The organism is Nocardia sp. NPDC004260 (assembly GCF_053603155.1).
The window spans coordinates 1-24,038 of sequence record NZ_JBSGEZ010000035.1; the positions used below are offsets into that span (position 1 = coordinate 1).

Consider the following 24,038-nt stretch of genomic DNA (forward strand, 5'->3'; position numbering starts at 1 on the left):
TGTTGACCGCTGGTGTTGACCGGGACTGGTCAGGGACGGTTGAAACCGTCCCTGACCAGGTGTTTCCCTGGCGGAGGATAGGGGATTTGAACCCCTGAGGGCGTTAACCCAACCCGCGTTCCAGGCGAGCGCCATAGGCCACTAGGCGAATCCTCCGTGGAGCAGCATACCGGTAGCCCCCGTCCGGTCGCCAAATAGGTGGGGCGACGTGGGGAAAGTGCCTGGTCGGTCGGGGGTGGTGGACCCGGAAGATGGGTTTGCGGGCCGGAGGCGCTACACTGGCCGACGGATCCCGCGCGGCGCGCATCCTGTGAACCCCCCCAGGGCCGGAAGGCAGCAAGGGTCAACGGGCTCTGCCGGGTGCGCGGGGTCCCCTTTCAAAGGCCCCGCGGGTGCCCGGCCGGTGTGGGCCGCGGATGGACCCGGGCCGGTTTCGCCTCTCGATCCGCCCTCGGATAACGCCTCCAATTCCGAGCACCACACGGGTAACGTGAACATCGTCCGCGGATGCACGTGCGTCTGCGCGGACAACTGTTCGGTCGCCGCCGCATACCGGTCCGACCAAACCACCGTCCCTTCGCTGCTTGAAAGGCTGCCCAGGATGCCCCGGCAAACGCAGATCGGTTTGATGAGCCATGAGGAGCTCGTGCTCGAGCACGACACCCAGACCGCGAACTACGCGACGCTCAAGACCGAGAAGCTCACGCTGGACCTGACCCGGGGAAAACCTTCGCCGGAGCAACTCGACCTTTCCGCCGAACTGCTGCGCCTGCCCGGCGACGGCGATTTCCGTGACGGCACCGGCACCGACTGCCGTAACTACGGTGGCTTGCACGGTCTCCCGGAACTACGCGCCATCTTCGGCGAGCTGCTCGGCATCCCGGTGGACAACCTGCTCGCGGGCAACAACGCCAGTCTCGAGCTGATGCACGACGTGATCACTTACGCGATGCTGTACGGCACGAATGATTCCGAGCGCCGCTGGGCCGCCGAGGACACGCTGAAGTTCCTGTGCCCTGCCCCCGGTTACGACCGGCACTTCGCGATCACCGAGGCGCTCGGCTTCGAGATGATCCCGATCCCGATGCGCCACGACGGCCCGGACACCCACGCCATCGCCGAGCTGCTCGCGAGCGACCCGCAGATCAAGGGTCTGTGGGCGGTGCCGAACTACTCCAACCCGACCGGCGTCGTCTTCTCCGAAGAGGTTGTCCGCGAACTTGTCTCGATGCCCGCCGCAGCGTCCGACTTCCGGTTGTTCTGGGACAACGCGTATGCGGTGCACCCGCTCACCGACACCGCGGCCCCGGTGATCGACGTGCTCGGGCTGGCCGCCGCTGCCGGAAATCCGAACCGCCCGTTGGTGTTCGCTTCCACCTCGAAGATCACCTTCGCGGGCGCGGGCGTGAGCTTCATCGGCGGTTCCACCGCGAACCTGGACTGGTACCTGAGCCACGCCTCGAAGAAGAGCATCGGCCCGGACAAGATCAATCAGCTGCGCCACCTGCGCTTCTTCCGCGATGCCGACGGCGTGCGCGCGCACATGCAGAAGCACCGCGCCATCCTGGAGCCGAAGTTCGCCCTGGTGCTGAAGATCCTCGAGGACCGCCTCGGCGCCTCCAAGGTGGCCTCGTGGACCGAGCCCAAGGGCGGCTACTTCATCAGCCTCGACGTGCTCGAGGGCACCGCGGCGCGGGTGATCGCCCTCGCCAAGGATGCGGGCATCGCGCTCACCGCGGCCGGTTCGGCATTCCCGTACCGGAACGATCCGGAGGACAAGAACATCCGGATCGCGCCGAGCTTCCCGAAGCTGCCCGAGCTGGAGAAGGCGATGGACGGGCTGGCCACGTGCGTGCTGCTGGCGGCCACCGAGAAGCTGCTCGGCAAGTAGGAGCGGCCACGGACTACGCCCGGCACGAATTTCGTGCCGGGCGTTCCCGTCTGCATCGAACGCCGGAGGCGCGGCCGAACGAAGGAGACAGTGTTCCCCGATCGAGGCGGGACGGCTGGCCGCGCTACCGGGGAGTTCGCTTCGAGCCGTGCTGCGACGCGTGCACCTCTGGGCGCCGCACAGTTGGCAGCACTAGCGGAAACCGTGCCGCGAACGGGACCCTGACCGAGGCCCGACGCTTACCCGGTCTCCAGCAGTTCCTTCAGCCGCGCCAAGTCGGCGCGATTCGCCCGCCGGATCGCTGCTTCCAGCACGGGCGCGGTCAGCTTCCGTAGACCCCTCGGCTCGCCCCGGTTGCGCAGCGTCATGCGGGTACCGCCTTCGGGCGTATCGGCCCAGGTGTAGGTGGTCTCCATCGGAAACGGACCTGTCACGGCACGCATCACCAGCCGCAGGCCGGGCGCGTAGTCGGCCACCTCGTAGGTATAGGTGAGCCTGCCGCCGAGAAAGTGGGCGACGAACGTCATCCGCGAGCCCACGCACAGCGGCGGCTCCGTTTCCCACGTGACGCTGTGGATGCGCGAGTACCAGGCCGGTGCGTGCCCCGGATCGGCCGAGTACGCGGCGACCAGCTCGCGCGATCGGTCGATCACGACGTCGGTCAGCACGTCGACGGCCATCGGCCGGGTCAGCGCGGTTTATGCGCGAGGACGGCGAACATGGTCACCGAGAGATGGATGTCGCCGTTGGCGGCGCCCGCATCGAGGTCGGCGAGCAGTTGATCGCGCTCCGCCTCGGTGATCGCGCCGCGCGCGACCGCCATCGCCGAGATCCTGGTGATCAGCGAGCCCGCGCCCACGCTGCGGTCCTGCACCAGTGCCTCCGAGCCGGTGTCGTCGACCACCAGGCCGGCCTTGGTGAGCAGACCGGGCAGGCGACGGCCCGACAGCGGATTGGTGGTCGCCGACACGAGCGTGTCGATCACTTCGCGGACGACCCGCCGGTCACCGGGGTGCACGATCGCCGTGCCCCAATCGCTGTCCACCACGACCACGCGGCCGCCAGGACGCAGCACGCGCGCGATCTCGTTGGCCGCGCGGGCGGGGGCGGTGAGGTGCTGGAAGACGCGCTCGCACAGAACGGCGTCGAAGCAGTCCGCGCCGAACGGCACGCCGTAGGCGTCCCCGGAGTGGAATTTCGCCGTCGAGCCGGCCTCGGCGGCACGGCGCTCGGCGGAGGCGAGCAGCTGCGGGTCCGGCTCGACGCCGACCGCGCTGCCGTTCGGGCCGACCGCCTCGGCGAAGGTGATGACCTCCGATCCCGTGCCGGAGCCGATGTCCACGGCGTGTTCGCCCGGCCGCAGCGCGAGCGCTTCGTGCGCCCAGGTGCGCAAGCGGCGGATACCGGGCAGCGCGGCCTGTAGGTCGCGCACGTCGACGAGCTGGTCATGGCCTGCTCGGTCGAACCGATCGGGGCGCAATGCGTAGGTGTTCATGGGCCCGTGTCCATCCCTGGCCGTTGCCGTCGTCTTGGTCGGTGTCGCCGTCGTCTGAGGCATGGCCTGGAGCCTACGCGGCAGGTCATCTACCCGCGCGTAGGGGATGTGAGGTGGGTCACTATCGCTGACGACTAGTCTGGTACTGCCCAATAGACGGAGAGGCGGGACAGTGACGCGCACGCTGTGCCTGGCGCAGGACGCCGAGGCGGACCAGCTACTGACCGAGGACCATTTCGCCACGCTGCTGGGCATGCTGCTGGACCAGCAGTACCCGATGGAGCACGCCTTCCGCGGCCCGAAGAAGATCGCGGACCGGATGGGCGGGTTCGACATCCAGCGCATCGCCGAGGCCGATCCGCAGGAATTCGAGGACCTCGCCGCTACCCCGCCCGCGATCCACCGCTACGGGCGGTCCATGGCCCGGCGCGCCCAGGAGTTGGCTCGCTACGTCATCGAGCACTACGACGGCAAGGCCGAGAACATCTGGACCGCGGGAGACCCGGACGGCAAGGAGGTGCTGCGCCGCCTGCGGGACCTCCCCGGCTACGGCGAGCAGAAGGCGAAAATCTTCCTGGCCCTCCTGGGCAAGCAACGTGGCGTGCGGCCGGAAGGCTGGCGCGCGGCGGCGGGCGCGTACGGCGACGAGGGCTCGCGCCGTTCGGTTGCCGACGTGACCGACGCCGAATCCCTCGCGCAGGTAAGGGAATTCAAGAAGCAGGCGAAAGCGGCAGCCAAAGCGAAGTAGTCCGGTGACCGTAACTCCCCGGTTGCCTATTTGAAATCGCCCTGCGTTTTTTCCTCGTTATCGCAGAGTCGGTGCCCGATGCTTTTGGCTGGTACGGCTCGACCTGAGATGAGGGATTGCAGGACATGAGGATGAGGAAGCTCGCCGTGGTGGCGGCGCTGGTGACCATTGCGACCGGAGTGGCCGCTGGTACATCCGGTGCCGCCCCGGCAGAAGAAAACGCGGAAAGCGCGATCAATTTCACCGCGCACGCGACCGATACCCAGTCGATCATCGAAATCGACGCGGGCTCGCTGGTGGTCGAGAACGAGGTACTCGAGGTGAAGGCCTCCAACGGTACCGTGCTCGCCGCGCAGCCGCTGCGGTTTCAGCTCGACGACTTCGAATTCCCGATCGCCGCAGCGGTTTCCGGCCGCACCGCGACGCTGACGCCGGTGTTCGACCGGGAACACGCGGTCTACAAGCCGGTCGCTCTGCCGTACGAGGACAAAGCGCCGTGGAAGACCGAGTACGACCGTGAGGTCGCCGCTTGGACCCGTCTGACCAGCACGATCTCCGCCGGTGCGACCATCGGCACGCTCGTCGGCGGCCTGGCGGGCGGCGCCATCGGTTGCGTGCTCGGCGGCATCGCCGGCGCGACCGTCGCCTCCGCCGCGATCGTCGGCCTGTTCGGCGCGTTCATCCCGGCCGCCGCCATCGGCTGCCTCGGCGGCATCATCGCCGTCGGCGCGCTCGGCACGCTCGTGGGTCAGATCCTGATCACCGGTCCGGTGGCGGTCGCTGCCGCGATCCAGTACTTCACGACGATCAATCAGCCGTTCGTCGCACCGAAGTAATCCTTCCGCGTGAAAAGACTCCGCTCTGCCCGGCTTCCGGGCGAGCGGGGTCTTTTTCGCGTGCTCGCGACCTGGGGAAACAATGTGCGTGTGCACACAGCGGCGCGTCGAGGGTTGGTGCGTCGCGCAAATCGGTGTTAATTTTAATGACATGTCTGCCGGCCGATGGAACCTCCTGCGCGTCACTTACGTGACCGCCGCGTTGGGTCTGCGGCTGCCGTTGACACGCGAACTGTGTCGCCTCTCTTGCTGCAGCTGAGCTGTTTTTCCTGCTCGTTTGCTGCCTCGCCGCCCATGTAGGCATGTCCCGTTCGATTACGGGACTTCAGCAAGGATCTGCACAATGTCCCTTCCCACCCTCGAACGATCCGTCTCCAGGGTTGCGGGCAGCCGTGCCCGCGTCCAGCGCCCGGTTGTCGCCCCTGAACTCCGCATCGGCGACAATCCGGCGGCCGCGGTGCTGCGCTCCGCGACCGGCGGTCCCGTCTCCCGCGACAATGCCGCGCGCACAACGGGTTTGAGCATCGCCACGGTCAACCGCCAGGTCTCCGCACTGCTCGCGGCCGGCCTGCTGCGGGAACGTCCCGACCTGACGGCCTCGGGTGCGGTCGGACGCCCCCGCGTCCCCTTCGAAATCGATCACGACGCCTACCTGACCATCGGTATCCACATCGGCGCCGCGGTCACCAAGATCGTCGCCGCCGATCTGCGCGGCCGCATCCTCGGCGGCTTGGCCATCGCCACGCCGCAGACCGGCCAGGAATTCGCCACCACCACCGTCGCCCGCAGCGCCAAGGCGTTCCTGCAGCGCTGGCACCGGCGCAAAGCGCTGTGGGCCGGTGTCGCGATCGGTGGCCGAGTCGACCCGCTGACCGGCGTCGTCGACCACCCGAAGCTGGAATGGCGTGGCGCGCAGGTAGGTTCGGTACTCGGCGAGGTGCTGGAGTTGCCCGTCTCGGTCGCGCCGCACGTCGAGGCGATGGCAGGCTCGGAGCTGTTGCTGCCCACCGGTGAGCCCAAAGATCAGGCCCGCGTCGAGCGGGGCAGCAGCCTGTATTTCTACGTGCGTGAAACCGCCGGTATCGCGGTGACTTTGGACGGTCGCGTGCACACGCCGAGCAACGGTCCAGGATCGATCGCGCACCTGCCCACCGGTTCGGACGTCGAATGCACCTGCGGACGGCGTGGCTGCTTGGAGGTGACCGTCGGTGATCGGTCGCTGCACTCCAGGGCCGTCGGCCGCGGCATCATCCCGGCGCACAACGGAACCGCGGGCTCGACCATCGCGGATCTGTATCGCGCGGCGGAGGCAGGTTCGGAATCCGCGCGCGAGCTGCTCGCCGAGCGGGCCACCATCCTCGGCCACACCGTGGCGATGGTGCGCGACATGCTCAACCCTGATCGGGTGATCCTCGGCGGCCAGGCCTTCACCGGCTATCGCCCGGCGGTAGCGCATGTGGCGCGGGCGTTCAACCAGGGTTCGACGCTGCCGCCCACCGATATCCGCATCAGCGGATTCGGCGGCAAGGTACAGGAATACGCCGCCGTGGTGACCTCGCTGAGCGTCCTCTACGCCGATCCGCTGGCCGCCGTCCGGCGAACCGCGTTGACCGACTGAGCAATACGACCAATGGGCGACCGGACATGCTGTCCGGTCGCCCTTTTCGTGCGTGCGGGACGTTTACCGATGCGGGTCGCCCGCGGTCGCGAACAAGCCTTCCAACGCTGTGATGAAGAAGGGGAAGTGGCTTGCGAAGCGTTGCAAGTTGCGGTCGCGTTCGAAGCCGCCGAACCAGTAGAGGCCGGGTTGCGCGTCGGCCGACGGATCGAGGTCGCGGAAGGCGCGGATCCAATTGTCGACACGCGCACCGATCACCGTGAACGGAAGGGCGCGAGAGAACACGGTCTCCTGGTCGATCGGCGGGATATGTTCGCGCCGGGTGGTCTCCAGGCCGCGCTGGAGCGCGCGGATCTGCCGGGCGAGTTCCAGCCCCCGGGTCGTCCGCACCGGCAGGTACTTCGGGGAGAGCAGGGTCGCGACGCCGCCGAGCGCGATGGCGACACCGACCAAGGCGTGCCCCGAGGTGAGCGCGAGCGCTACGGTCACCGCGATACCCGTGACCACCAGGGCCCCACCGAGCCACACCGCGATGCCGGGACGGCGGCGATCGAGGAAGTTGCCGCGGGCGACGGCGTCGGCGATCAGTGCGGCGCGAACCGGGCCGGAGGTCATTCGCCCCGGCGCGCGCAGCTCACCCAGTGTCACGGCGTCGGCGCCACTGGGCAGCAATGCCTGGTAGACGGCCTTCTCGTAGTCGCGCAGCTGATCGTCGGGCGTATTCACCCGGGTGATCCGCCAGTCGCTGTCGCTGAGCGGCGTGATCCGGATGTACCGGCGCACCGCGAGATCCACCACCGTGGCGGCGATGTCGACCGGATCGACATACCCGTCCAGCAGCAGGCCGGCCTCGCCGGGCAGCGCGCCCTCGGGTGAGGTGAACTGCACTCGATCGCCCTCGCGCAGCAGCGGGTCGATCGTCTCCGTGCCGCCGCCCACCGTCGCGTCCTGGCGGCGGGCGCGCAGCACGAAGGCGGCCAGGATCGCCAGCGCGAGCAGCAGGACGCCGAACGCCACGAGCACCGGGGCGGTGATCGCGAAGGGTCCCGCGTCGCCGCCGCCGCGCACGTCGGCGTTGCTCGGCACGGTGCCGGGCGGCAATTGCAGCGTCAGGTCGATCGCGTCGCCCTTGTGCAGGTCGGTTTGCTCGAGAAAGAGGACGCCGTCGGACTCGATCTTGACGTCGGCGCACGGGCGGGTGTTGCCGGGCGGGCCGAGTTTGCAGTCCACGATGCCCATTTCGAAGCTCGGGCTGATCAGCGAGGCGCTGATGGACGCGATGTCGGCGCCCAGCACGCCGAGCCAATGGAACACCTGGGTGCCCGGCGCGTCACTGACGGTGTTCTGCACGGAGTACTGGAAGGTGGACTTGCCCGGCCGCGCCTCGATGGTGAACTGGTCGTTCGCGACCGTCGCGGTGCCAGGGCCTTCGGTGTTCACATCGGTGACTCGGAAGACGCGCTCGGCGTCGTCGCTCACCTTCAGCCGCAGTGGAAGCGACATCCGGAACGATCCGTCCGTCGGCACCGAGATCTGTTCGACGACTTCGAGGACACCCTCGCGATTCAGTTTCAGATCGGCGGTGATGGTCACGCCGTCGGGTGCGGGCTGGGCTTGAGCGACCGGGGCCGCCGCGAACATTGCCGCGATGGCGAGAAGCAGCGCGCCTAGGGCGGCCCCCCGAAAAGTCAGCATGGCTGCCTACTTTAGACAGCTTGCTATTCTGCGTCAGCGGCTGTCGGCGATCACTGAGACGAGGGGGTACGGGGGCGTGACACAACCACCGTACGGACACGGACCGGTCCCGCACAGGGGGCGTCCGGTTCCTCCGCCGCCCGGCTACGGTGCGCCCTATGGACCACGCGCCGGTTACGGTCCGCCACCTGGATACGGCCCGCCACCCGGCTACGGCCAGCCGCCGGGGTATGCCCAGCCCGGTTACGGACCGCCGCCGGGATACGGCTCTCCGGTCCCTCCGCCGATGCCCTACGGTCCGCCCGGGCGGCCTCCTTACCCGCCGCGGCGCAAACGCGGTGGCGGTGGATGGGTGGTGCTGCTGATCGTCATCGTGTTCCTGGTCGCGGCGGGGCTGGTGCGCAACGCGATCTCGGTGGGACGCGGCGACAACGACGCGTCCGGCCCGCGACCGAGTTTCACGTTCGACGCCCAGCCGGACGGCTCGACCGGACCGTCGGAAACCGGAACCAACCCGTTGCTGACCGATCCGAGCACGACACTCGTTCCGGCGCGATGCGACTACTCGCCGTGGGGCACCCAGGTCGACGCCGCCCGCAAGTTCTTCGAAAGCGCCGCGTCGTGCCTGGAGTCGGCGTGGAAACCCGTGTTGCGCGAGGCGAATCTGCCGTTCCAGCCGCCGTCGCTGAACGTCAGCGCGACCACGTCGGGCATAACCACGCCGTGCACCGGCTCGACCAGCAATTTCGCGGCGTTCTACTGCCCGGCGAACAAGACCATCTACATGCCGATCAGCCAGTTGCAGACGGACTACTTCAAGGACAACTGGGTGGTCTACCTCTCGGTCTTCGCGCACGAGTACGGACACCATGTGCAGGCGATGTCCGGCATCCTGCGCAAGGCCAACAGCGATCGGGCCGACGCCGGGCCGCGCACCGCCAAGGGTTTGGAACTGTCCCGGCGAGTCGAACTGCAGGCCAATTGTTTCGACGGCATGTACCTCTCCTCGTCGTCGAAGGGCGGCTCGCTGACCGATCCGCAGATCACCGTGGCCCGCAAGGACGCCTATGGGCGCGGCGACCAAGCCGGGGACATGCGCGACCACGGGTCCGCCGAGAACGGCGGTCAGTGGTTCGAGACCGGGCTGAACAAGAACCGTGCGGCCCAGTGCAATACGTTCACCGCGTCGGCGGGCTCGGTCAGCTGACGCGCCGAGCGGGCACGGGCCCCGCGGCGGTCATCCGGTCCGGCTCAGGCCGGGCGAAGGGCGGCAGCGCTCTGCGGTGAGATAGTCCGCGATACCGCCCCGAGCCCGGTGCCGATTACGGGGAGCGGTCCCATCGATCAGAGCTTCGGATCGTCGTCGAGCGTGCGATCGGGATGTGGACGTCCGAAATGCCCCTCGCCGAGGCGGCGGGGCGCGTGTCCATGCACCCCTTCCGCGTATGCCGTTTCGGCGTGCAGGGCGAAGTCGATCCCGGCGGTCTCGTCCTCCTTGCTGACGCGGAAGCCGACGAGCCGGTCGATGCCCTTGCCGAGCGCGAAGGAGACGCCGAACGCGTAGGCCGCGACGACCAGCACCGCCACCAGCTGCTTGCCGAGCTGGGCGAGTCCACCGCCGAAGAACAGCCCATCGGCGCCGCCGGTCATCACCGCGGTGGCGAGCAAGCCGATCAGCACGGTGCCGACGACTCCACCGGCGAAGTGCACGCCGACCACGTCGAGCGAATCGTCGTAACCGGCCTTGAACTTCCAGCCCACCGCGAACGAGCACACCACGCCCGCGGCCAGCCCGACCAGCACCGCGCCCAGGGTGTTGACCGACCCGCACGAGGGCGTGATGGCGACCAGGCCCGCCACCACGCCGGAGGCGGCGCCGAAGGTGGTCGGCCTGCCGTCGCGGATCTGCTCGACCGCCAGCCAGCCGAGCATGCCGAGGCAGCCCGCCACCAGCGTGTTCAGGAAGACGGCCGCGGCGAGGCCGTTGGCCGCCAGCGCCGAACCGGCGTTGAAGCCGAACCAGCCGAACCACAGCAGGCCGACGCCGAGCAGCACGAAGGGCAGATTGTGCGGGCGCATCGCGTCGGTCCGGAATCCGATGCGCGGGCCGAGCACCAGCGCGAGGGCCAAGGCCGACGCGCCGGAGGCGATCTCCACCACCAGTCCGCCCGCGTAGTCCAGCGCGCCGAACCGCGCGAGCCAGCCGTCCGGGCCCCACACCCAGTGGGCGATCGGCGCGTACACAGCCAGCGCCCACACCGGCACGAAGATCATCCACGCGGAGAATTTGGCGCGGTCGGCGATGGCGCCGCTGATCAGCGCTGCGGTCAGGACGGCGAAGGCGAGCTGGAACGTGACGAACAACAACTCCGGCACCGAGCCGTGCACCGAACCCGGATCGATGCCCGCCATGCCCAGGTGATCGAGGCCGCCGATCAGGCCGCCGCCCGCGTCCGCGCCGAACGCCAGACTGTAGCCGAAAAGTAGCCAGGCCACGGTCACCAGCGGGATCGCGATGAAGTTCATCATCAGCATGTTGAGCACGCCGGTCGAGCGCACCATCCCGCCGTAGAAAATGGCCAGGCCGGGGGTCATCAGCAAGACCAGGGCCGTGCTGATCAGCAGCCAAGCGGTGGCCGCGGGGTCGATGGTCGGGGACACGGGTTACTCCTTCCGCGCGAACGCGCTGCGAGAAAGTTACCGAATGGTCGCTCGCGGGCCGACAACAGATCGGGAAAGTGCGGCTCCCGAGTCAGGCGGAGGGCTGATCCTTCCGGACACCGCGCAGCCACGCGGCGACCGCGTCCGGCGTGGGCGGGTCCGCGCCGACCAGGTCGAGCACGGTGTAGCCGATGCATGCCGCGCCCATCACGCGCGAGGCGGTCGCTTCCGCGTCACCCCAGGGCAGGAAGGGTTTGGCGAGCAGGAGGGAAGCGATGCCGTGACCCACCGACCACAGCTCCAGCACGATCGGCAGCGGGTCACGCGGCGCGATCGTCCCCTCGTCCATGCACTTGCGCACGGTGGCCGCGAAATGCTGGAAGGCCCCGCTGGTGAGGACCTGATCCACCGCGCCTCCGGTCTCGGTGGGCGCGGTCGCCAGCCGGTACTGCTCGGGATGCTCGAGGGCGAAACGGACGTAGGCCATGCCTTGGTCGTGCAGCTGGGTCAACGGAGAGGTCGCGGGGTCGGTGGCGGCCCGGATCGCGTCGGCGAGGTCTTCGAAGACCTTGGCGACGACCGCCTCGAGGAGCTCGTCCTTGTCGGCGAAGTGCCGATAGATCGACGGCGCGCTCACCCCGACCAGCTTGCTCACCGCCCGGATCGAGACGGCGTCGGCGTGCCCGGTGCTGGTGAGCAGTTCGGCCGTGGCCCGCAGGATCTCATCGCGCAATTGGGCTCCGGAACCGCGCGGCGACCGCGGACGCCTCCCTCCGATCATGCGCGTCCCGCGGTTTCCAGCGGGCGTGCGGCGGTGTCCTCCTCGCCCTCGGTCAGCCCGATCTTGGCGTGCAGGCGGGCCAGGGGTGCGGGCGCCCACCAGTTGGCCGGACCGAGCAGGCGCATGAGCGCGGGCGCGAGCAAGCCGCGGATGAGCGTGGCGTCGGCGAGCACGGTCAGCGTGAGGCCGAGCCCGAGCAACTGCATGAACGACACCTTCGCGGTCACCAGGGCACCGAGCACGATGGCCATCAGCACGGCGGCGGCGGTGAAGATCCGGCCCGTGCGCGCCAGGCCGATCGCGACCGCGCGGGTGTTGTCGTGCGTGGCCAGCCATTCCTCGCGCACCCGCGACAGCAGGAACACCTCGTAATCCATGGACAGGCCGAAGGCCAGGCAGAACATCAGGATCGGCATGGTCGGCACCAAGTATCCGACCGCGGTGAAACCGAGCAGGCCCGACAGGTGGCCTTCCTGGAACACCCACACCATCGCGCCGAACGCGGCCGCCAGCGAGAGGGTGTTCAGCACGAGCGCTTTGATCGGCAGCACGACGCTGCCGGTGAACAGGAACAACACGACGAACGTGGTCAGCGCGATCAGTGCGGCGGCGAGCGGGAGCCGGGCGGCCAATGACTGCAGCGAGTCGGCGTTGGCCGCCGCGGCGCCGCCGTAGAGCGCGTCACCCGGTGCGGGGACCGCCCGGATCGCTTTCAGCTGACGGTCACCGGCGGGCGAGAAGGGGTCGAGTTTGGTCGCGACGCTCAAGTAGGTTCCGGTGTCGTTGATCATTCCGGGCGGCGGCGGCGCGACTCGCGCGCCGGTCACGTAGATGCCCGCGGCCGACAGCACCGCCGGTACGCCGTCCACCTTGGACAGTTGCGCGGCGTATCCGCCGAGCGCCGCGTTGTCGCCGCGATAGCCGTCCAGCACGATCGTGGTGCCGGCGACCGGATCGGCCTGGGGGAATTCGGTGCGCAGGGCGTCGCCGACCTGACGGCTGGCGGCGGAGTCCGGCAGCACCCGGTCGTCGGGATAACCGAACTTGACCGACAGGAACGGCGCGCCGAGGGCGAGCAGCAGCGCGATGATCGCGACCGCGACCGGCGCGGCGTGCCGCATCACCACGCCGGCCAGCCGGTACCAGGCGGTGTCCTCCGGAGCCTGCGGGCCGGGTGCGGGCGCGCCGCGACCGAACAGGCGGCGCAGCGGAGCCCGCAGGTCGAGGGAGTTCACCCGATGGCCGAGCAGCACCAGCGCCGCGGGCAACACCACGATCGACGCGATCGCCGCGGCGGCGACCACCGCGACGCCCGCGTACGCGAAGCTTTTCAGGAAGTACAGGTCGAACACGCTCAGGACGGCCATCGAGAGTGCGACGGTGAGCGCGGAGAACAGCACGGTGCGCCCCGCGGTCTGCACGGACCGGATGGTGGCCGCGGCTGGATCCAAGCCGTTGGCGAGTTCTTCCCGGAAACGGCTGACGATGAAAAGGCTGGAGTCGATGGCCAGCGCCAGCCCCATCGCCGTCGTCATGTTCAGCGCGTAGATGGAGACATCGGTGAACAGCGTGAACATGCGCAGCAGTGCCAGCGTCGCCAGAATGGCGAACACCCCGATGGCCAACGGGAGGGACGCGGCGACGAGGCTGCCGAACACCAGGACCAGCACGATCATCGACAGCGGCACCGCGACGCCCTCGGCCAGCGCGAGGTCGCGGGTGGTCTGCTCGGTGACGTCGTGATAGATCGCGGCGATGCCGCCTTGGCGCACCGTGATGCCGTCGGAGACCCCCGCGAACTGCCGTTCCAGGTCGCTCGCGGTCCGCTGCACCTGGGTCTCGTCGCCTTCGATGTAGGCGACCACCAAGGCGCTCTTGCCGTCGGTGCTGCGTAAGGCGTTCGCGAGCGGCTGCGGCGTGGTCCAGTAGGACTGGACGCCTTGGACATCCGTGCGAGATTTGAGCGAGTCGGCCAGCACTGTGCCCGCCGCCTTGGTGGCCGGATCGTCCGCGCCCCCGCCCGAGCTGACCAGCAGGACGAAATTGGGCGCCGCCCCGGCGAAGTTATCCGCGATCAGCTGGGCGACGCGAGCGGATTCGGCATTGTCGGAGGTGAACCCGCCTGATTTCAAATGCGCGGGCGCGGTGGCGCCGAACACGCCGCACAGCACGGCGACCGCGAGCGCCGCGGCCAGCACGGTACGCGGAGATCGAGTGATGAATCGGGCCATCCGGGTCAGCATCGCGGCTCCGCTCGCTAGGTTAACGGCGTTAGAGTAACGCCGTTAACCTATGCTGTCGAACTCGCACGACGCGCCCGAGGTCAACCGCGGGACTTACGGATGGCCCGCAAGCCCCTTCGGCCGGGCACGGGAAGGTCGTCGCACATTTCCACCCATTCCGCGGTGGTCAGCCACAGTTGCTGTGCACGGGCATCGGCGGTGTTGTGGAAGATCCGGCGGCCCCGGTCGTCGCGCAGTTCTTGCGCGACCACCGACCAGCGCGGCGGGCGGCCGTGCTCTGCCTGGTAGTCCGCCAGATACGTCGCGATCGCGGTGCCGATGGTGTTCACGGGACGCAACGACACCCGGTTGCCGTACTGCGCCGCGTAGAAACGCCGCGCCGCGCACAGGGACCGGGGATTGGCGTTGGAGGCGATCCACCCCGCGCGCTGCGCGCGCTCGATGAGCCAGAGGTGTTTGACCGCCGACGGCGCGATATTGCCGACGCGGGTGCGGATCAGCGTCATGATCTGCTCGGTGCACAGCACGTCGCGGCGGGTGGGGCCGTAGCCGTGCGCGGTCCAGTGCGCGTCTGCGAGTTTGGCGAGCACCCGGCCGAAGTCGTCGATGCTGCGCTGGGCGCGGCGGCCGAGGCGTTCGATGCGCTCGGCCTCGCGGCGCATCTCGTTCTGCGCGGTCAGGGTGCGGATCGCCGCCATGGTGGGCACCTGGCCGCGTTCGAGAAGTTCGAGGATGGCGGCGGCGGTGGCCGGATCGGCGGCCGCGGTCACCGGCAGTGAGTCGCGCTTGATCGCGAACTCCTGGGGACTGATGGCACGGCTCAAGAGGGCGACGGCGGAGCGGTCGCCTGCGAAATCGGTGCTGGAGAGCCAGGCGGCGGCGATGTCGTCACACGACACGTGGACGGTCCTCCGGTGGAAGTGGGGATTGGCGCTGGTCACCCGTTGGCGGAGCTTTGTTGGTTGTGCCCCGGTCGGGATGAGGGACCGGCCGGGGTCACCAACCTGATGAAGGTTTGGCTACCGAAGTTGCCGTCTGCCACGTTAGCCAGACGATTGCATCGATGTCACCCATGGTGACGGTTTCGTTATTTCCAAAAATTGGAGGTAAATCGGGGTGAGAGTCCATCTTTTCCGGCCGCGACGGGATGCCGCGGCGGGTGCGTCCGGTATTCGCACGTGCAGGACAGGAGATAGCTCTAAGGTTGCTGTTGCGCATGTCCCGGTCGCCCATCGAAGAAGGCGACGTGCCTGTTGTGACTTGGATCACATTTCTCGGCGACCGTGTGCCGCTGCTCGGGGCGGTAGGCGGGCATGCGCGTTGTCGGTGGTCGCCGGTAACCTCTGGCCGTGGCTCTGTACCGGAAGTACCGACCGGCAACATTCGCTGAGGTGGTGGGTCAGGAGCACGTCACCGACCCGCTGAGTACCGCGCTCGACACGGGGCGGATCAGCCATGCCTATCTGTTCTCCGGTCCGCGCGGCTGCGGCAAGACGTCTTCCGCGCGCATCCTCGCCCGATCGTTGAACTGTGTGCAAGGGCCCACTTCGACGCCATGCGGCACCTGCCCGTCGTGTGTGGCGCTCGGGCCGGGCGGCCCCGGCAACTTGGATGTCATCGAACTCGACGCCGCAAGCCACGGCGGTGTCGACGACACCAGGGAATTGCGCGACCGCGCCTTCTACGCGCCCGCGGAGTCCAGATACCGCGTGTTCATCGTCGACGAGGCGCACATGGTGACCACCGCCGGGTTCAACGCGCTGCTCAAGATCGTCGAGGAGCCACCGGCGCACCTGATCTTCATCTTCGCGACCACCGAGCCGGACAAGGTGCTGCCGACCATCCGTTCGCGCACGCATCACTATCCGTTCCGGCTGCTGCCGCCCGCCACCATGCGCGGACTGCTCGGGCGGATCTGCGAGCAGGAGCACGTGCCGGTCGAAGAAGCCGTGTACCCCTTGGTGATTCGCGCGGGTGGCGGTTCACCGCGCGACAGCCTGAGCGTGCTGGACCAGCTGCTGGCCGGCGCAGGCCCCGAGGGCGTCACGTATGCCCGCGCGGTCTCGCTGCTCGGTGTCACCGACGTGGCGCTGATCGATGACGCGGTCGAAGCGCTGGCCGCCGACGACGGCGCGACCTTGTTCGGCACCGTGGACCGGGTGATGGAGGCGGGCCACGATCCACGCCGTTTCGCCGTCGACCTGCTCGATCGCTTCCGCGACTTGATCCTCCTGCGGGCGGTGCCCGACGCCACCGAACGCGGCCTGGTCACCGGCCCCGGCGACGTGCTCGACCGGATGCGCGATCAGGCCGAGCGATTGGGTTCGGCCACCTTGACCCGTTACGCCGAGCTGCTGCACGAAGGTCTCGGGGAGATGCGCGGCGCCACAGCGCCGCGACTACTGCTCGAAGTCGTCTGCGCGCGCATGTTGCTGCCCTCGGTGTCCGACGCGGAATCCGCCACCCTGCAACGGTTGGAACGGCTCGAGCGCGGTCTGGCCGGTGGTTCCATCGCCCCGGCGCCCGCCGCGTCGTCGGCGCATGCTCCCGTGCCGTCGCCTGCGGCTGGTTCGCCATCGGACCCGCCTCGTCGCCGAGGTGCCGAGGCGCTGGCCGCGATTCGTCGCGAGAACCGCGGGGGTGACCGCTCGGGAAGCGCCGCGGAAGCCGGTGGTTCAGCGCATGTCGAGGCAGGGGAGCGTGCCGGAGGCGCATCCGCGGGTACGGGGAATGTCGATGACACGACGCCGGTCGGCGGTGTGCGACCCGGGAATCCGTCTGCCGATACGGCGGGCTCCGGTGCCGGTGCGGAATTCCCGGGTGCCAGAGGCGGGCGTCCGACGGAGCCTGCCGCCGGCGAGTCGGTCGCGCCGGGTTCGCCTGCGCAAGGGGGTACGGATCGCCCTGTGCCGGTGGCCGAACCGGATTTCGCCGAATCCGGTGGTGCGGAGGGAATGACGCCGCGGCGGGAGGCGAGTGCGACCGTCGAGTCGAGTGCTCCGCAACGCGGGACGGCGGGCTCGGCGTCTGCGTCATCCGCCGCCGCGCGTGGTGCGAGCGCGATGCCGGGCGATCTCTCGGCCGAAACCGAAGATGCCCGAAGGCCTTCCGACCTTTCGGCGACGTCTGAGCGCGGATCGTCGGAGCAGGAAACGAATGCGCCGGCGGCCTCGTCGGTCGTCGATCCGGCCGCCGGGCGGCAGCAAGGGACCGATCCGGCTGCCGGACGGGGTTCTACCGCCGGGCAGGAGCGCGACGCTGATTCGGCTGTCGGACGGGGTTCTGCCGCTGGGCGGGGGCAAGGGGCTGATTCGGCTGCCGGACGGGGTTCTGCCGCTGGGCGGGGGGAACGGGCTGATTCGGCTGTCGAGCGGGGTTCTGCCGCTGGGCGGGGGGAACGGGCTGATTCGGCTGTCGAGCGGGGTTCTGCCGCTGGCCGGGGGGAAGGGGCTGATTCGGCTGCCGGACGGGGTTCTGCTGCCGGGCGGGGTTCTGCTGCCGGGGGCGAGCGCGGGCGTGATTCGGCTGCCGAGCGGACCGTCGGGCATGGCGATCAGGCTCGGTCCGCCGCGCCGGCGTCTCATGCGACCGGTTCGTCCGCGCAGGAGCTCGCCGCCGGTCCTGTTGCCACACCGGGCGCTGATCTGTTGCGGGAAGTGGAAGCCGCCTGGGCGGACATTCGCGCCAAAGTGCGTGAGTTCGGTGCGGCCGTGCAGGCGATGCTCGCCGGTGCGTCGGTCGCCCGGGTGGAGGGCGAGGTCATCGTCTTCGCGCACCAGCACGCGCCGCTGGCCCAGCGCCTGTCCGATCCGCGCAACCTGGAGGCGGTCCGGTCGGCGGTACGGGCGGTGCTCGGCCGCGACCACGAGGTGCGCTGGGAAGCGGGCGGCGCCGCGCCACGGCCCGCCGCCGCGCCGCGATCGGGCGGCGCCGCGAACCGATCCCGCGGGCAGGCGGGCAACCAGCCGGGACGTGAATCCGGCAACGCGGCGAGCCGTGGTTCGGCCGCGCCCGCGCCGCGCTTCTCCCGCCCGAGTCAGGCGAAGAACGCGAACGCCGACAAGGCTGGCGGCGCGGGGCGTTCCGGCGCAGGCGGCGCCGACAAGCGCCCATATCCCGCGGACGACGACATCCCGCCGCCCGACTACCCCGACCTACCCGACGACCCCGGCCCCGCGGACTATCCGCGGTACGACGCCGGGCCGAGCGCGGGCGACGCGTCGGCCGACCTGGACTGGGACGGGGCCCGGGTCATTCCCGCCTCGACCCCCGAAGAGGAGCGGGAGATGATGGCCGCCGCGGCCGATCCGGTGGCTCCCGGCGACCGTCGCGACCCGGATGAGGTCGCCCTCGAATTGCTGAAGAGTGAGCTGGGTGCCACACGATTGGATGGTTGACAACCACCGTTCCGACGACGTTAAGTTAACCGGAGTTCGCACTCCACGGTAGTATGGACGGGTAGCCGGGAGCTTCGGTACGCCGACGTTCTATGGTATGCCCAGGCGTACGGGCGACCGGGCCGTACGTTCGTCCTGTCTTGCCTGGTTTTGTACAGCGTTAGGAACGGTCGGTCGCAAGGCCGGTCGGCGAGGTCAGCCGCAGCCATGCCGCATCCGCGGTGTCGCCGCACACCAGCGCTCGGACGGACGAACGTACCGGCCGACCGCAAGGAGCACTCGGACGGACGGACGTCCGGTCGACCGCAAGGAGCGCTCGGACGGACGGACGTCCGGCCGCCGCACATTGAGGAAGGAACACTCCATGACCACAGAGGCCTACATTTACGAGGCCATCCGCACTCCGCGCGGCCGTGGCAAGAAGAACGGCTCGCTGCACTCGGTCAAGCCGATCGACCTGACTGTCGGTCTGATCCAGGAGCTGCGCGGGCGCTTCCCGAACCTCGACGAGGACCGGATCTCCGACCTGATCCTCGGCGTGGTCGCGCCGGTCGGCGATCAGGGCGCGGACATCGCCCGTACCGCGGTCACCGTGGCAGGCCTGCCCGACACCGTCGGCGGCTTCCAGCTCAACCGCTTCTGCGCCTCCGGCCTCGAGGCGGTCAACCTCGCCGCCCAGAAGGTTCGCTCCGGCTTCGACGACCTGGTTCTCGCCGGTGGCGTCGAGTCCATGTCGCGCGTGCCGATGGGCTCCGACGGCGGCGCCTGGGCACTGGACCCGGCCACCAACTACGACACCTACTTCGTCCCGCAGGGCATCTCCGCCGACCTGATCGCCACCATCGAGGGCTTCAGCCGCGACGATGTCGACGCCTACGCGGTGCGCTCGCAGGAGCTGGCCGCCAAGGCCACCACCGGCGGCTACTTCGCCAAGTCGATCGTCCCGGTCAAGGACCAGAACGGCATCGTCGTGCTGGACAAGGACGAGCACATGCGTCCCGGCACCACCGCCGAGGACCTGGCCAAGTTGCAGCCCTCCTTCGCCGTGATCGGTGAGATGGGCGGCTTCGACGCGGTGGCGCTGCAGAAGTACCACTTCGTCGAAAAGATCAACCACGTGCACCACGGCGGCAACAGCTCCGGCATCGTCGACGGCGCCGCGCTCGTGCTGATCGGTTCCGAAGAGGCGGGCAAGGCCTCGGGCCTGACCCCGCGTGCGCGCGTCGTCGCGACCGCCACCAGCGGCGCCGACTCCACCATCATGCTCACCGGTCCGACCCCGGCCGCCAAGAAGGTGCTGGCCAAGGCGGGCCTGACGCTCGACGACATCGATCTGGTCGAGATCAACGAGGCGTTCGCCTCCGTGGTCCTGAAGTTCCAGAAGGATCTGAACATCCCGGACGAGAAGCTGAACGTCAACGGCGGCGCGATCGCGATGGGTCACCCGCTGGGCGCCACCGGCGCGATGATCACCGGCACCATGGTCGACGAACTGGAGCGCCGCAACGGCCGCTACGCGCTGGTCACCCTGTGCATCGGCGGCGGCATGGGCGTGGCCACCATCATCGAGCGGGTCTGAGCCCCAACCGACAGCTGAGAATTCACGGCGGCGTGAGCGTCAGCCCGGAGCCGGCAGCCTGCGTGACCACGTAGGGCCGCGAACGCCGCTAATTCACCAAGGAGACACAAGAGCTGTGAGCGAAACCAACATGATCGGTTGGGAGCAGGATTCGGACGGCATCGTCGTGCTGACGATGGACGACCCGAACCAGGGCGCCAACACGATGAACGAGCTGTACAAGAAGTCGATGACGGCCACCGTCGAGCGGCTAGAGGCGGAGAAGGACAACATCACCGGTGTCGTCCTGACCTCCGCGAAGAAGACCTTCTTCGCCGGCGGCGACCTGAAGAACATGATGAAGGTCGGCCCGGACGACGCCCAGGCGCTGATGGAGGAGCTCACCGAGATCAAGAGCGCCCTGCGTCGCCTGGAGCAGCTGGGCAAGCCGGTCGTCGCGGCCATCAACGGCGCGGCGCTCGGCGGCGGCCTGGAGATCGCGCTGGCCACCCATCACCGCATCGCGGCGGACGTGCCCGGTTCGCAGATCGGTCTGCCCGAGGCCACCCTCGGCCTGCTGCCCGCGGGCGGCGGCGTCATCCGCACCGTGCGCATGCTGGGCCTGCAGAACGCCCTGATGCAGGTGCTGCTGCAGGGTCAGCGCAACAAGCCGGCCAAGGCCAAGGAGATCGGCCTGATCGATGAGCTGGTCGGTTCGGTCGAGGAGCTGGTCCCCGCCGCCAAGGCGTGGATCAAGGCCAACCCCGAGGCCGGCGTGCAGCCCTGGGACAAGAAGGGCTTCAAGATCCCCGGCGGCACCCCGTCGTCCCCGGCCTTCGCGGCCAACCTGCCCGCGTTCCCCGCGAACCTGCGCAAGCAGATCAAGGGTGCGAACATGCCCGCGCCGCGCGCGATCATGTCCGCCGCGGTCGAGGGCTCGCAGGTCGATATCGACAACGCGTCGCTGATCGAGTCCCGCTACTTTGTGCACCTGCTCACCGGCCCGGTGGCGAAGAACATGATCCAGGCGTTCTTCTTCGACCTGCAGACGATCAACAACGGCGGTTCGCGTCCGAAGGACGTGCCGAAGAAGGAGATCAAGAAGGTCGGCGTGCTCGGCGCGGGCATGATGGGCGCGGGCATCGCGTACGTCTCCGCGAAGGCGGGCTACGAGGTCGTGCTGAAGGACGTCTCCATCGAGGCGGCCGAGCGCGGCAAGAACTACTCGGAGAAGATCGAGGCCAAGGCTCTCTCCCGGGGCAAGACCACCGAGGAGAAGTCCAAGGCGCTGCTGGACCGGATCAAGCCGACCGCGGACGCGGCCGACTTCGCCGGCGTCGACTTCGTCATCGAGGCCGTCTTCGAGAACACCGAGCTGAAGCACAAGGTGTTCCAGGAGATCGAGGACGTCGTCACCCCCGACGCGCTGCTCGGCTCGAACACCTCCACCCTGCCGATCACCGGTCTGGCGACCGGCGTGAAGCGCCAGGAGGACTTCATCGGCATCCACTTCTTCTCGCCGGTCGACAAGATGCCGCTGGTGGAGATCATCCGGGGTGAGAAGACCTCGGACGAGGCGCTGGCCCGGGTGTTCGACTACACCCTCGCGATCAAGAAGACTCCGATCGTCGTCAACGACAGCCGCGGCTTCTTCACCTCCCGCGTGATCGGCACCTTCGTCAACGAGGCGATCGCCATGCTCGATGAGGGCATCGAGCCCGCCACCATCGAGCAGGCCGGTCTGCAGGCGGGCTACCCGGCCGCGCCGCTGCAGCTGTCGGACGAGCTGAACATGAAGCTCATGCAGAAGATCGCCAAGGAGACCTTGGAAGCCGCGCAGGCGGGCGACACCACCCTGGGCGTCAAGCGGCACCCGGCGCAGGACGTCATCGACTACATGGTGTCCGAGGGTCGTCCGGGCCGCCTGGAGAAGGCGGGCTTCTACGAGTACGACGAGAACGGCAAGCGCACCGGTCTGTGGCCCGGCCTGCGTGAGCACTTCAAGACCACTGCGGGCTTCGGCGTCCCGCTGCAGGATCTGATCGACCGCATGCTGTTCGCGGAGGCGATCGAGACCCAGAAGTGCTTCGACGAGGGCGTGCTCACCTCCACCGCCGACGCGAACATCGGTTCGATCTTCGGCATCGGCTTCCCGGCCTGGACCGGTGGTGTGCACCAGTTCATCGTCGGTTACCCGGGTGGCCAGGAGGCCTTCGTGGAGCGTGCCGACTACCTCGCCAAGACCTACGGCGAGCGCTTCGAGGTTCCGGCCTCGCTGCGTAAGTAATCGCGCGCCGCGACGCAACGCCGAAGCCCGCCATCGCTTTTCGCGGTGGCGGGCTTCGGCCGTTTTTCCGGCCCGTTCACCTGCGCGTCCGTTCGGCGCGATAGGTTGGCAGCCGTGCCGAGACGTAGTCGCCATGTTCTGATCGCCAGTTGCGCCCTCGCGCTCGCATCGGCCCCGGTGGCGGCCGCCGATCCGGTGACGACGCCATCGGTGCGTTTGCTGGGCGAGCAAGTCGTCGCGTCGAGCCTGGACTTCGCGGGCACCACCGTGGGTGGCCTGTCCGGGATCGACTACTCCGCGCGCACCGGTGAATTCGTGTTGATCAGCGACGATCGTTCGAGCAAGAACCCCGCGCGGTACTACACCGCGCGCTTCGAGGTCGGCGAGCGCGGCGTCGGACCGGTGACCTTCACCGGCACGCACCCCCTGCTGACCGCGGCGGGCGCGCCCTACGCGCCGATGTCGGTCGACCCGGAGGAGATCCGGGTGGACCCGTGGACCGGCGATTACTACTGGACGCAAGAAGGCGAGCGGGACGGCGCCCTGCTGCAAGATCCGTCGGTGCGGATCGCGCACCCGGACGGCTCCTATGCCGGTGACCTGCCGATCCCGGAGAATGAGCGGATGCGCCCCGACTCCGGGCCGCAACAGAACCAGGCACTGGAGGCCGCGACCTTCCTCGCGGGTGGCACGTTGTTCGCCACCGCCACGGAAGGGCCGCTGCTGCAGGATGGGCCGGCGGCGACCACGACGAGCGGGGCACTTACGCGGATCACCGTCCAGGCGCGGTCCGGGCCACTACTCGCCCAGTACGCGTATCCGCTGGATCCGGTCTTCGCCGAGTCGCGGCCGCAGCCCGGCCGCGGCGCGAACGGGATCGCTTCGATCCTCGCCGCCGATCCGCTGGATCCCACGAAACTGCTTGTGCTGGAACGGTCCTTCTCGCCGGGCACGCCCAACAAGATCCGCGTCTACGAGGCCGATCTGAGCTCCGCGACCAACATCCTCGATGCCTCGATCGGCGCTGCCCGCCCGGTGGCCAAGCGGCTGCTGGTGGATCTCGACGACGTCGGGCTCGCCGCCGTCGACAACGTGGAGGGCATGACCTGGGGGCCGCGTCTGCCCTCCGGTGCGCGCACCTTGGTTCTGGTCAGCGACGACAATTTCGACAGTCGCCAGATCACCCAGATCATCGCCCTCGCCGTGGCCTAGTCCGCGCCACGCAGCTCCTCGGCGGCGGCCTGGTACGCGGCAGCCGCCCTGGTGAAGTAGTCGAACAGCACCGCGCGCTGTTCGGGTGCGTAGCCGCCGATGATCTCGCCGATGCGCTGCCGTGCGGGGGCGAGTACCTCGTCGAGATCGGCTGGCTTGCCGATCAATTCGACGATCACCTTCCGGCGGTCGCCAGGGACCGGCGCGCGGCGGACGTAGCCCGCGTCCTCCAGGCGGTCGATCAGCCGGGTGGTCGGGCCGGTGGTCAGGCCGCTGCGCGCGCCGAGTTCGCCCGGCGTCATCGGCCCGGCCAGTTCGAGGATGTTGAGCGCGTAGAGATCGGTGGCGCCCAGATCGACCGCCCGCGCCCCGGCTTGTCCGTGCAGCATGACCGCGCTCAGGTAGCGCCGGTAGATCTCGCGGGCGTCGGCGCGGAGTCCGGGCGCCGTGGGCTCGCGGTCGGGTTCAGGTGTCGACACGGGTATTCCTCCGCACCTAATGTCTGCTCATGTAAAGATAGTTCAAAAAAGAAGAAAGCTCTCTGAAGAAGTAAACTATCACGGCAGCTCACCACCGCGCCGACCGGGTTACCGGAGACGACGTGGTTGGTCGAATC

General features: G+C 68.8%; 18 protein-coding genes, 1 tRNA gene and 1 other RNA gene. 10 read left to right on the forward strand and 10 right to left on the reverse strand.

Translation table 11 applies throughout. The features are described from left to right. Nucleotides 1–68 precede the first annotated feature (68 nt). A tRNA-Ser gene (locus ACWEO7_RS20905) sits at nucleotides 69–156 on the reverse strand. 128 nt (nucleotides 157–284) lie between these two features. On the opposite strand from ACWEO7_RS20905, the gene ffs reads away from it, so the two are divergent. Together ffs and ACWEO7_RS20915 are read left to right on the forward strand one after the other, a co-directional pair. Further along, nucleotides 285–379: signal recognition particle sRNA small type (gene ffs, locus ACWEO7_RS20910), an RNA gene on the forward strand. Nucleotides 380–601: 222 nt separating this feature from the next. After that, entirely contained in the window at nucleotides 602–1,891 is a 1,290-nt protein-coding gene (locus tag ACWEO7_RS20915) for an aminotransferase class I/II-fold pyridoxal phosphate-dependent enzyme (RefSeq protein ID WP_452425398.1), read from the forward strand. Nucleotides 1,892–2,130: 239 nt separating this feature from the next. On the opposite strand, the gene ACWEO7_RS20920 is transcribed toward ACWEO7_RS20915, so the two are convergent. Both ACWEO7_RS20920 and ACWEO7_RS20925 read right to left on the reverse strand, forming a co-directional pair. Then, a complete protein-coding gene (locus tag ACWEO7_RS20920) occupies nucleotides 2,131–2,571 on the reverse strand; it encodes an SRPBCC family protein (protein ID WP_450017904.1) in 441 nt (146 codons plus the stop codon). An 8-nt stretch (nucleotides 2,572–2,579) separates the two neighbouring features. Next, nucleotides 2,580–3,386: a methyltransferase domain-containing protein gene (locus tag ACWEO7_RS20925; protein ID WP_452425484.1), complete on the reverse strand. Its 807-nt coding sequence runs from the start codon at nucleotides 3,384–3,386 to the stop codon at nucleotides 2,580–2,582. 172 nt (nucleotides 3,387–3,558) lie between these two features. On the opposite strand from ACWEO7_RS20925, the gene ACWEO7_RS20930 reads away from it, so the two are divergent. From ACWEO7_RS20930 to ACWEO7_RS20940, 3 genes are all read left to right on the forward strand, one after another. Continuing rightward, nucleotides 3,559–4,134, forward strand: coding sequence for an HhH-GPD-type base excision DNA repair protein (locus tag ACWEO7_RS20930; RefSeq protein ID WP_450017902.1), 576 nt, complete (start codon nucleotides 3,559–3,561; stop codon nucleotides 4,132–4,134). 125 nt (nucleotides 4,135–4,259) lie between these two features. Next, nucleotides 4,260–4,970 carry a hypothetical protein gene (locus ACWEO7_RS20935; protein ID WP_450017900.1) on the forward strand — a complete coding sequence of 237 codons (711 nt, stop codon included), beginning with the start codon at nucleotides 4,260–4,262 and terminating at the stop codon, nucleotides 4,968–4,970. 343 nt (nucleotides 4,971–5,313) lie between these two features. After that, entirely contained in the window at nucleotides 5,314–6,588 is a 1,275-nt protein-coding gene (locus tag ACWEO7_RS20940; RefSeq protein ID WP_356963410.1) for an ROK family transcriptional regulator, read from the forward strand. Between the two features lie 63 nt (nucleotides 6,589–6,651). Here ACWEO7_RS20940 and ACWEO7_RS20945 read toward each other — a convergent pair whose 3' ends face one another. After that, nucleotides 6,652–8,283: a DUF2207 family protein gene (locus tag ACWEO7_RS20945; protein WP_452425400.1), complete on the reverse strand. Its 1,632-nt coding sequence runs from the start codon at nucleotides 8,281–8,283 to the stop codon at nucleotides 6,652–6,654. Between the two features lie 352 nt (nucleotides 8,284–8,635). Here ACWEO7_RS20945 and ACWEO7_RS20950 point away from each other — a divergent pair, with 352 nt between their 5' ends. Beyond that, nucleotides 8,636–9,490, forward strand: a complete 855-nt coding sequence (locus tag ACWEO7_RS20950) for a neutral zinc metallopeptidase (protein ID WP_356963412.1) — start codon at nucleotides 8,636–8,638, stop codon at nucleotides 9,488–9,490. A gap of 137 nt (nucleotides 9,491–9,627) precedes the next feature. On the opposite strand, the gene ACWEO7_RS20955 is transcribed toward ACWEO7_RS20950, so the two are convergent. The 5 genes from ACWEO7_RS20955 to ACWEO7_RS20975 all read right to left on the reverse strand — a co-directional run bounded on the left by ACWEO7_RS20955 (nucleotide 9,628) and on the right by ACWEO7_RS20975 (nucleotide 15,201). Next, nucleotides 9,628–10,944, reverse strand: a complete 1,317-nt coding sequence (locus tag ACWEO7_RS20955; protein ID WP_356963413.1) for an ammonium transporter — start codon at nucleotides 10,942–10,944, stop codon at nucleotides 9,628–9,630. A gap of 91 nt (nucleotides 10,945–11,035) precedes the next feature. Continuing rightward, nucleotides 11,036–11,677, reverse strand: coding sequence for a TetR/AcrR family transcriptional regulator (locus ACWEO7_RS20960; RefSeq protein WP_356963414.1), 642 nt, complete (start codon nucleotides 11,675–11,677; stop codon nucleotides 11,036–11,038). A gap of 44 nt (nucleotides 11,678–11,721) precedes the next feature. Then, nucleotides 11,722–13,968, reverse strand: coding sequence for an MMPL family transporter (locus tag ACWEO7_RS20965; RefSeq protein ID WP_452425403.1), 2,247 nt, complete (start codon nucleotides 13,966–13,968; stop codon nucleotides 11,722–11,724). Nucleotides 13,969–14,048: 80 nt separating this feature from the next. Then, the gene (locus ACWEO7_RS20970; RefSeq protein WP_356963416.1) at nucleotides 14,049–14,867 is read right to left on the reverse strand and encodes a hypothetical protein; all 819 of its coding nucleotides are present in this window, start codon (nucleotides 14,865–14,867) and stop codon (nucleotides 14,049–14,051) included. Between the two features lie 97 nt (nucleotides 14,868–14,964). Beyond that, nucleotides 14,965–15,201 carry a hypothetical protein gene (locus tag ACWEO7_RS20975; protein ID WP_452425406.1) on the reverse strand — a complete coding sequence of 79 codons (237 nt, stop codon included), beginning with the start codon at nucleotides 15,199–15,201 and terminating at the stop codon, nucleotides 14,965–14,967. A 116-nt stretch (nucleotides 15,202–15,317) separates the two neighbouring features. On the opposite strand from ACWEO7_RS20975, the gene ACWEO7_RS20980 reads away from it, so the two are divergent. The 4 genes from ACWEO7_RS20980 (at nucleotide 15,318) to ACWEO7_RS20995 (ending at nucleotide 23,422) form a co-directional block, all read left to right on the forward strand. Beyond that, nucleotides 15,318–18,365, forward strand: a complete 3,048-nt coding sequence (locus tag ACWEO7_RS20980) for a DNA polymerase III subunit gamma and tau (protein WP_452425408.1) — start codon at nucleotides 15,318–15,320, stop codon at nucleotides 18,363–18,365. Between the two features lie 364 nt (nucleotides 18,366–18,729). Then, nucleotides 18,730–19,944 (forward strand): acetyl-CoA C-acetyltransferase, encoded by a 1,215-nt coding sequence (locus tag ACWEO7_RS20985; RefSeq protein ID WP_450017881.1) that lies wholly within the window; start codon nucleotides 18,730–18,732, stop codon nucleotides 19,942–19,944. A 115-nt stretch (nucleotides 19,945–20,059) separates the two neighbouring features. Then, nucleotides 20,060–22,210 (forward strand): 3-hydroxyacyl-CoA dehydrogenase NAD-binding domain-containing protein, encoded by a 2,151-nt coding sequence (locus tag ACWEO7_RS20990; RefSeq protein WP_452425410.1) that lies wholly within the window; start codon nucleotides 20,060–20,062, stop codon nucleotides 22,208–22,210. Nucleotides 22,211–22,324: 114 nt separating this feature from the next. After that, on the forward strand, nucleotides 22,325–23,422 hold the full coding sequence (locus ACWEO7_RS20995; RefSeq protein WP_452425412.1) for an esterase-like activity of phytase family protein: 1,098 nt from the start codon (nucleotides 22,325–22,327) through the stop codon (nucleotides 23,420–23,422). Here ACWEO7_RS20995 and ACWEO7_RS21000 read toward each other — a convergent pair. After that, nucleotides 23,419–23,901 carry a MarR family winged helix-turn-helix transcriptional regulator gene (locus ACWEO7_RS21000; protein WP_452425414.1) on the reverse strand — a complete coding sequence of 161 codons (483 nt, stop codon included), beginning with the start codon at nucleotides 23,899–23,901 and terminating at the stop codon, nucleotides 23,419–23,421. The genes ACWEO7_RS20995 and ACWEO7_RS21000 overlap by 4 nt on opposite strands. Nucleotides 23,902–24,038: the final 137 nt, after the last annotated feature.

Coding starts and splice junctions, on each gene's coding strand:
- ACWEO7_RS20915 (WP_452425398.1), top strand. CDS start 602: ATGCCCCGGCAAACGCAGATCGGTTTGATGAGCCATGAGGAGCTCGTG.
- ACWEO7_RS20920 (WP_450017904.1), bottom strand. CDS start 2,571: ATGGCCGTCGACGTGCTGACCGACGTCGTGATCGACCGATCGCGCGAG.
- ACWEO7_RS20925 (WP_452425484.1), bottom strand. CDS start 3,386: ATGAACACCTACGCATTGCGCCCCGATCGGTTCGACCGAGCAGGCCAT.
- ACWEO7_RS20935 (WP_450017900.1), top strand. CDS start 4,260: ATGAGGATGAGGAAGCTCGCCGTGGTGGCGGCGCTGGTGACCATTGCG.
- ACWEO7_RS20940 (WP_356963410.1), top strand. CDS start 5,314: ATGTCCCTTCCCACCCTCGAACGATCCGTCTCCAGGGTTGCGGGCAGC.
- ACWEO7_RS20945 (WP_452425400.1), bottom strand. CDS start 8,283: ATGCTGACTTTTCGGGGGGCCGCCCTAGGCGCGCTGCTTCTCGCCATC.
- ACWEO7_RS20965 (WP_452425403.1), bottom strand. CDS start 13,968: ATGCTGACCCGGATGGCCCGATTCATCACTCGATCTCCGCGTACCGTG.
- ACWEO7_RS20975 (WP_452425406.1), bottom strand. CDS start 15,201: ATGGGCGACCGGGACATGCGCAACAGCAACCTTAGAGCTATCTCCTGT.
- ACWEO7_RS20985 (WP_450017881.1), top strand. CDS start 18,730: ATGACCACAGAGGCCTACATTTACGAGGCCATCCGCACTCCGCGCGGC.